We start from the raw sequence: 6,401 nt of genomic DNA, 5'->3' as shown, positions 1-6,401 counted from the left end.
GCTACTACAATTAGGAGACCGTCCCTTGCTCACCCATCCGACCCTCGACCGCCTCAACGCCCTCGGCCTCCACGGCATGGCCAAGGCCTTCGCCGACATTGAAGCCGCCGGTGAGGCTGGCAGCCTCGGTCACGCCGAATGGCTTGCTCTGCTGCTCGAACGTGAAGCCTCGCTGCGGCACGACAAAATGGCTCGCCACTCGCCTGCGCTACGCCAAGCTGCGCCAGCAGGCATGCGTCGAGGACATCGACTATCGCACCCCGCGCGGTCTCGACCGCCCGCTGTTCGCCAAGCAAGCAAAGCCGTCGCCGTCATTGGTCCCACGCCTGGGATTGTCATCAAACGGCGGGCATCTTCTTCTTTTCGGGCGCGATGGGTGATCTCGCTGTCGAGTTTCTTGATCTGCATTTCCAGCGTCAACATCGTCTTGATCAATATCTCGAGTACGAACCGTGCCGCTTCGGGCACGTCGGTTTTTGGATCCATTGCGCGCTCGACAAGCTCTGCGACATAGGCCGTGCCCTTTGCCATAATCACCCCGTATTCGGCGAGATGACCACGCAAAGCATTGATCGCCTGGGTCCGCTGCCGGATCAGCAGGTCGCGGGTCCGAAACACCACCGCGCTCGCTTGCTGCTCTTCACTCTTGACGGGAACGAAACGCATGGTCGGTCTCTGCGCCGCTTCACAGATCGCCGCTGCATCGGCCATGTCGTTCTTCTGCCGCTTCACGAAGGGCTTCATAAGCCGGTGGGATCAGCCGCACTTCATGGCCGAGCTTGCCGATCTCACGAGCCCAGTAATGCGCGCCCGAGCAGGCTTCGATCGCCACGAGGCAAGCCGGCTGCTCGAAGAATGCCAGCAGCTTATTCCGGCGCAGCTGTTTGCGAAAAACGACCTTGCCGGCGGCATCGGCTCCATGGGCCTGAAAGACATACTTCGCTAAATCTAGTCCAATCGTGCTAACTTCGTTCATGGACGCTTCCTCTCTGGTGATGGTTGTTCAACACCCTTCACTTTGGCACATCGATGCCGTCGAGGGGGCGTCCACCCCATCACAGCAACCGCAGAAGAAGAAAAAAGGTTGAAGTCGCGATTCCAGATTGACCGCGCGGCTTGACCGATGCCAGAGAACCAGCCGGCCAGCACGCCTCGCCGCTGGGCGAGATCAAATCGGAAAGGTGGGCGACATCGTCTCGGAATCCACGGGCGACTTCATATCGGTACGCCTGGGCGACTTCGTCGGAATCCGCATGTAGGGTTTACTTGGAACACGACGAGTCCGTTTTTTGGCGCGTTTAGAGGAATCGAGTCACTCTTTCGGTGTCCGCACATTTTACCAAGTTAGTGGTGAGCCCGGCTGGACTTGAACCAGCAACGAGACCATTATGAGCGTACGCGTCCGGTGACGCTTTCAATTACCCACATTTAGCCGAACGGGCTGAGGGAGCGCACAAACCATTGCATCGCAGGAATCGACCGGATTCCTTGTCTGGCACCGATTCGCAGGGGGCGGTGCCAATGGACGAAGAAGCCGACGCATGGTTTGATCGCGAGCTCGCTGGCTGCAGCCTTGCCGACGAGCGCCTGAACAAGCGGCTCCGCAAACTGGTAGCGCAGATCGGGTGCGCGATGGGAGAAAGCATTCCGCTGGTGTGCCAGGACTGGGCCAATACCAAGGCTGCGTATCGTGTTTTCTCCAACGACGGGGTCAGTGAGGCGGACATTCTGGCCGGCCACTTTCAATCGACGCGGGAGCGCACGATTGGCACCGACGGTCCTGTTCTAGTGCTCCATGATACGACCGAATTCAGCTATCAGAGAGAGCTCGGACGCGATCGGGATCACCAAAAGCATAAACAGCGGCCGGGACAAGGCGGGCGGCCTGAGATCGCACACGGTTTGCGGCATCCTGATGCACTCGAGCCTGGCGGTGACGACCGAAGGGCTGCCGCTTGGACTGACGGCGGTCAAATTCTGGACCCGGAAGAAATTCAAGGGGACCGCCGCGCTTAAGAAAACGATCAATCCGACGCGCGTTCCCATCGAGAAGAAGGAGAGCATTCGGTGGCTGGACAATGTCCAGCAATCCACGGGGCTGCTGGGCGATCCAGGACGATGCGTTCACGTCGGTGATCGCGAGAGCGACATCTATGAGCTGTTCTGCGCGGCTCGAGAAGTAGGAACGCATTTGTGACTAGGACTTGCGTTGACCGTTTGGCTGGGGATGGAGATGCGATCCGCCGGACATGCGAGTCCCTTAATAGCGCCCGCGGTGCGAGTGGCTGCGATCCAAATGCCGTCCAACCAACACGAACTCTGGTGCAAATTGCTCCGGTGATTGGCTGGAGATCAGCCTGAGATTCCCCGGTGAGTGTCGCCGCCTACGTTCTGGTTGACGGAGGACTGACACATGGCTTCCAGAAGCATCGGCCTGACAGCGGATTTGCGCGGATACGCACCTGCAATCTCGCGGACCATCCAGCCATTGCGGGTGGCGCGATGAACACCCCCTATCAGCAAAATGAGGGCGGCATTGTTGCGCTCTTGCCGGATGGACGGGTCGAATTCCTTCATCCAGCGGCGCTCCCTCTACTCGAAGCCGCCCGCGCGGGCGACGCCAAGTTGCCGGACATTGACGACAACATCCTCTCGTCTCCTCTGGTCCGGCTCGAGCAATTCCATTTGACCGCGCCGGCCATTGCCTTCATCGAGCTCACCAACCTTTGCAATCTGCGCTGCAAGCATTGCTATACGTGGTCGGGTCCGAAGCGACCCAACGAAATGACGACCGAAAAGATCATCGGTCTGCTGGATCAGTTTGCGGAATCCGGCGTATTGCAGGTGTTTCTCACCGGTGGCGAGATTTTCGCCCACCCGGACGCAATCGAAATCATAAACTATGCCCGAACTAAGCCGTTCAGCACGCAAATCTTCACCAATGGTCTTCTGATCACGGAAGAAGCCCTGGCGCGCATAACCCCTGGGACCTCCTTCTTCATCAGCTTCGACACCGCGGACCCTGAGCGAACAGTTCGCGGTAAGATGGATTTTCCGAAGCTCCGAAGCGCCTTCGAATGGATGAAAACGCACGGTCACGCCTTTCGAACTGCGATCTCCGTCCATCGCAACAATGTAGCTGACGCGGAGGAGATCTTTGAATGGTGCGCGATCAACGACTATCCGCGGCCGCAATGGCTTGAAACACGCCCGGTCGGCCGGGCTCTTCTGCACCCAGGCATTCTTCTCCAGCCGGATCAGATCGACGAGGTGTTCGAGGTGTATCGTCGGTGCATGGACCGCTACTCGGCCGCGCCGGAGGCGGAGGAAGTCGGGGGCGTAGCATCGGCGGTGGCCGTCCGCAGTGTCGATACGATCAAATTCTGCCAGAGGCTCGAGCGCGCGACCGGGCAGGAGAAGTGCGGACGTTCGCTCGTCTACGTCAACAGCGTGCGATGTGTTTCCCTGCAGTAACTGCATGAGCGGCGGGCTCTACAGGGCCGGCAGCGTCGTCGATCAGCCGTTCGCCGAGATATGGGCCAATGGTTTTGACGAATTCAGGCGCATCACGTTCGACGATCACAATGGATGTCAGGAATGTCCTGTCCACAATGCCGGAATCTGGTGTCAGTTTCGGTGTCCGCCACTCGCGCAAAATGTCTCCCGGAATCAAAAGGGATGCGGCGCGACCGAATACCTTCGCCTGTTCATGCTGCGTGCGGGCGCCTTCTGGGAAGAGAGACGAAAGGCGGGTGTCCGGCTCACGATGGCGCCGTCCCGACCACATCGAGCGGAGCATACCGTCGCCTGAGATCGGCACCGGTCGCCCGCCCCGCGCCGATATGGTTTGGCGGGCTGCAATGAAAGGAGACATCGAACCATGAGCACGAAAGCCATTGGCCGACAGCTGTTGCCAGTTGACGGCATCGAGATCAGCGCGAGTCCCGGCAACGGCCTCGATCTGGCGCAAGACGGAGTATCGCTTGCAACCGTCGGCGCCGCCTCTGCCGTCGCTCAAAAGCGGCAATCGGCACGTCGCCCGCCTTACCCCAAGCAACGACGGGATCACCCTTGCGCTTGTCGGGGCCGCCTCCGCAACCAAGGCCTAAGAAGCCGATCCCGGCCGCCACCGGTGGCCGGGATTACAATCCGGAGAAAGATCATGCATGCACCGACTGCTACTCCGCTGGTGAGGTCGGCTCCGCCGCGATCGCGCATCACAAATCCAGGTGCTCTGCTGGCGCTACACCCCGAATTGCGCATAGATCAAGACATCTACAACATCAATGTCACGGCCAACTTCGGTGCGACGCTGACTGCATCAGAGACTTGGCAGCAGATCGCGACACATGATGGCGCGCAGAAGCCAGTCCATCTTTATTTCCATTTGCCCCTGTGCAGCTACGTTTGCCGGTTCTGTAACTACGTCAAGCGGCAGGCCCCGACCGGCGCGAAGCTCGATGATGCCCTCGATCATTGGACCGGCTTGCTGATTGAGGAATCGCAACGATATCTGCGGGGAGCGCCGTGGTTGTCAGCGGCTCGCGTTGAGTCGCTGTTTCTGGGGGGCGGCACCGCATCGCTGCTCAGACCCAGGCACCTGGCGCGGATCATGCGGCATGTGCAAGACAACTATTCCGTCATACCGGGATGCGAGGCGACGTTGGAAGGCAATCCGGACAACTTCCTCGCCGACGAAGTCAGTGATGCAATCGAGATCGGCTTCAACCGGTTCAGCGTCGGCCTCCAGTCGCTCGACAGCAAGGTCAACGCCTTCGCTGGTCGGGGGCACGACCGACAAATGTCGCTGAAGTCCATCGAAAAACTGTCCATGGGCGGTCGGCCCTTCAACGCCGATCTGATGTTCGGCCTCCCTTATCATACAGCCGATTCCGTACGGGATGACGTGAGCCTTCTGGTATCTATGGGCGTGCCCACCATTACGATCTACTGCCTGCGAAATGCGGATAGGCACAAAATGGGGATCGGAAATCAAGCCGCCTGGAACAACGACAAGATCCGCCAACGTCTGCACGACCAGAATCTGTTCCCGACGCTTGAAACCACCTACGCGATGCGCGAAGCGATGGTGGATGTCCTGCTCGATGCAAACTATGAACCCAGCCCCTGCGGCTGGTGGAGTGCGCCAGGATCTTATCCTGACGGCAACATCCCACAGGTGTCGCGCAACAAGTGGCAGAATTACGACACGATGATCGGATTCGGTCCCGGCTCCTATGGCTGGCTCGCGGGTATTCGGCCGGATCCTATCCAGACCCGCAACATCGCCGACATCTCCGCCCATGCGCGCCATGTGGAATCTCAGAGCACCGCACCGCTCGCGTCCGGCAGGCGCCTGACCGGCGCGGAAGCCGTCGCGACGGCGCTTGGGTTCGCCTTCAAGTCAAACCAGCCGATCTCCGTGCAGCGGTTTGCCCGGATCTATGGCGTGAATCTGTTGTCCGATGAGCCCTATGCCGGCGTGATCGAAGACCTCATGGCAAAGGGACTGCTCGAGCCGGTCAATGGGTCGTCGGAGTACCTGAAGCCGACGCTTGATGGTGAAACCCTCCACGAGGAGATCATTACGACGCATATCCACGGCCGTATCGGCGGTGTCGTCGCCGCCGTCTGCCGGCGCTAAGAGGCTGCCTACTCATGTTGCAAACGCAGAGAACGATGAACCCGGAAGCAATTCGCATTCATGAGTTCGTACCGATATCGGGATCCGAGATCGGCCGCGTCTTGATTGTACCATCCGGAAATGTCGGGCCGATGGATCAGGGCGGCTTCGAATCCGAATTGTACGAGCGGCTGGCCGGCAGGCTCGTTTCCTCCGGAATGATTACGGCTCGATTTGATGTCGAGTCCGATCGACCGCGCGGAGGTGTGTCGATACCGGCGCGCCGGGCGAACCGGACGCGGCGGTTGTCCGAGATCTTGGAACACGAGGCGATTGCGGCACGATCATCTCCGCTCATTCTACTCGGCGTGTCGCTCGGCGCACTTTCGATTGTTGACGTTCTAAGACGCCCGACCTCGCTCAATATCTGCGCGGCTGTTCTGCTTGGATGTGTGATCGAAGAACCCAGCGTTGTTATGCCGCCGGTCGAGCGAATCGACTTCCTCTACGGCGCGCGGGATCTGGTCGGATATTGTAACAGTGACGGTGAACTGAGCGAAGTCGTCGGTCCGGACACGTATGGACCTCGGTCGGCGCAGCAATTGATCGTTCGGCCGAGAACCGTCGTTACCACCCGCATCATCGAAGGGGTCGGACACATGCTCGCGCGGCCTGGTGCCCACGCGCCTGACGATGACACGTTGGATGTCATCGTCGACCTAACGAAGCAATCCGCTTTTCCGCCGTCTGCCCCGGCCGCGCAATAGGAGAGATCGAC

6 protein-coding genes and 2 pseudogenes are annotated in these 6,401 nt (G+C 59.6%); 5 read left to right on the top strand and 3 right to left on the bottom strand.

The genetic code is table 11. The features are described 5' to 3' along the window. Positions 1-10: 10 nt before the first annotated feature. Positions 11-133, bottom strand: coding sequence for a hypothetical protein (locus I6F09_RS37800; RefSeq protein WP_346275997.1), 123 nt, complete (start codon positions 131-133; stop codon positions 11-13). Between I6F09_RS37800 and I6F09_RS34725 the strand changes: the two are divergent. Then, positions 77-293, top strand: a pseudogene (locus I6F09_RS34725) (ATP-binding protein); the annotation flags it as partial. The gene I6F09_RS37800 and the pseudogene I6F09_RS34725 sit on opposite strands and share 57 nt — an antisense overlap. A gap of 4 nt (positions 294-297) precedes the next feature. Here the strand turns inward: I6F09_RS34725 and I6F09_RS34720 are convergent. Beyond that, positions 298-976: pseudogene (locus tag I6F09_RS34720) on the bottom strand (IS110 family transposase); the annotation flags it as partial. Positions 977-1,521: 545 nt separating this feature from the next. Between I6F09_RS34720 and I6F09_RS34715 the strand changes: the two are divergent. Both I6F09_RS34715 and I6F09_RS34710 read left to right on the top strand, forming a co-directional pair. Beyond that, positions 1,522-2,016 (top strand): transposase DNA-binding-containing protein, encoded by a 495-nt coding sequence (locus I6F09_RS34715; protein ID WP_225140636.1) that lies wholly within the window; start codon positions 1,522-1,524, stop codon positions 2,014-2,016. A gap of 354 nt (positions 2,017-2,370) precedes the next feature. Beyond that, on the top strand, positions 2,371-3,474 hold the full coding sequence (locus I6F09_RS34710) for a radical SAM protein (RefSeq protein ID WP_202948374.1): 1,104 nt from the start codon (positions 2,371-2,373) through the stop codon (positions 3,472-3,474). Here the strand turns inward: I6F09_RS34710 and I6F09_RS37470 are convergent. Further along, on the bottom strand, positions 3,443-3,970 hold the full coding sequence (locus I6F09_RS37470; protein WP_249781984.1) for a hypothetical protein: 528 nt from the start codon (positions 3,968-3,970) through the stop codon (positions 3,443-3,445). The two genes, I6F09_RS34710 and I6F09_RS37470, sit on opposite strands and share 32 nt — an antisense overlap. Positions 3,971-4,162: 192 nt before the next feature. On the opposite strand from I6F09_RS37470, the gene I6F09_RS34700 reads away from it, so the two are divergent. Both I6F09_RS34700 and I6F09_RS34695 read left to right on the top strand, forming a co-directional pair. Further along, on the top strand, positions 4,163-5,644 hold the full coding sequence (locus I6F09_RS34700; protein WP_225126669.1) for a radical SAM protein: 1,482 nt from the start codon (positions 4,163-4,165) through the stop codon (positions 5,642-5,644). Between the two features lie 35 nt (positions 5,645-5,679). Then, positions 5,680-6,390: a hypothetical protein gene (locus I6F09_RS34695; protein WP_225140635.1), complete on the top strand. Its 711-nt coding sequence runs from the start codon at positions 5,680-5,682 to the stop codon at positions 6,388-6,390. The last annotated feature ends 11 nt before the right edge of the window (positions 6,391-6,401 follow it).

This window comes from Bradyrhizobium sp. IC3195, from assembly GCF_020193585.1.
Taxonomy (GTDB): Bacteria; Pseudomonadota; Alphaproteobacteria; order Rhizobiales; family Xanthobacteraceae; genus Bradyrhizobium; species Bradyrhizobium yuanmingense.
This window is presented reverse-complemented; position numbering and strand designations above follow the sequence as displayed.

What these genes read in the sequence shown, in the direction of transcription:
- I6F09_RS34715 (WP_225140636.1), top strand. Translation starts at nt 1,522, where the DNA reads ATGGACGAAGAAGCCGACGCATGGTTTGATCGCGAGCTCGCTGGCTGC.
- I6F09_RS34695 (WP_225140635.1), top strand. Translation starts at nt 5,680, where the DNA reads ATGAACCCGGAAGCAATTCGCATTCATGAGTTCGTACCGATATCGGGA.
- I6F09_RS34700 (WP_225126669.1), top strand. Translation starts at nt 4,163, where the DNA reads ATGCATGCACCGACTGCTACTCCGCTGGTGAGGTCGGCTCCGCCGCGA.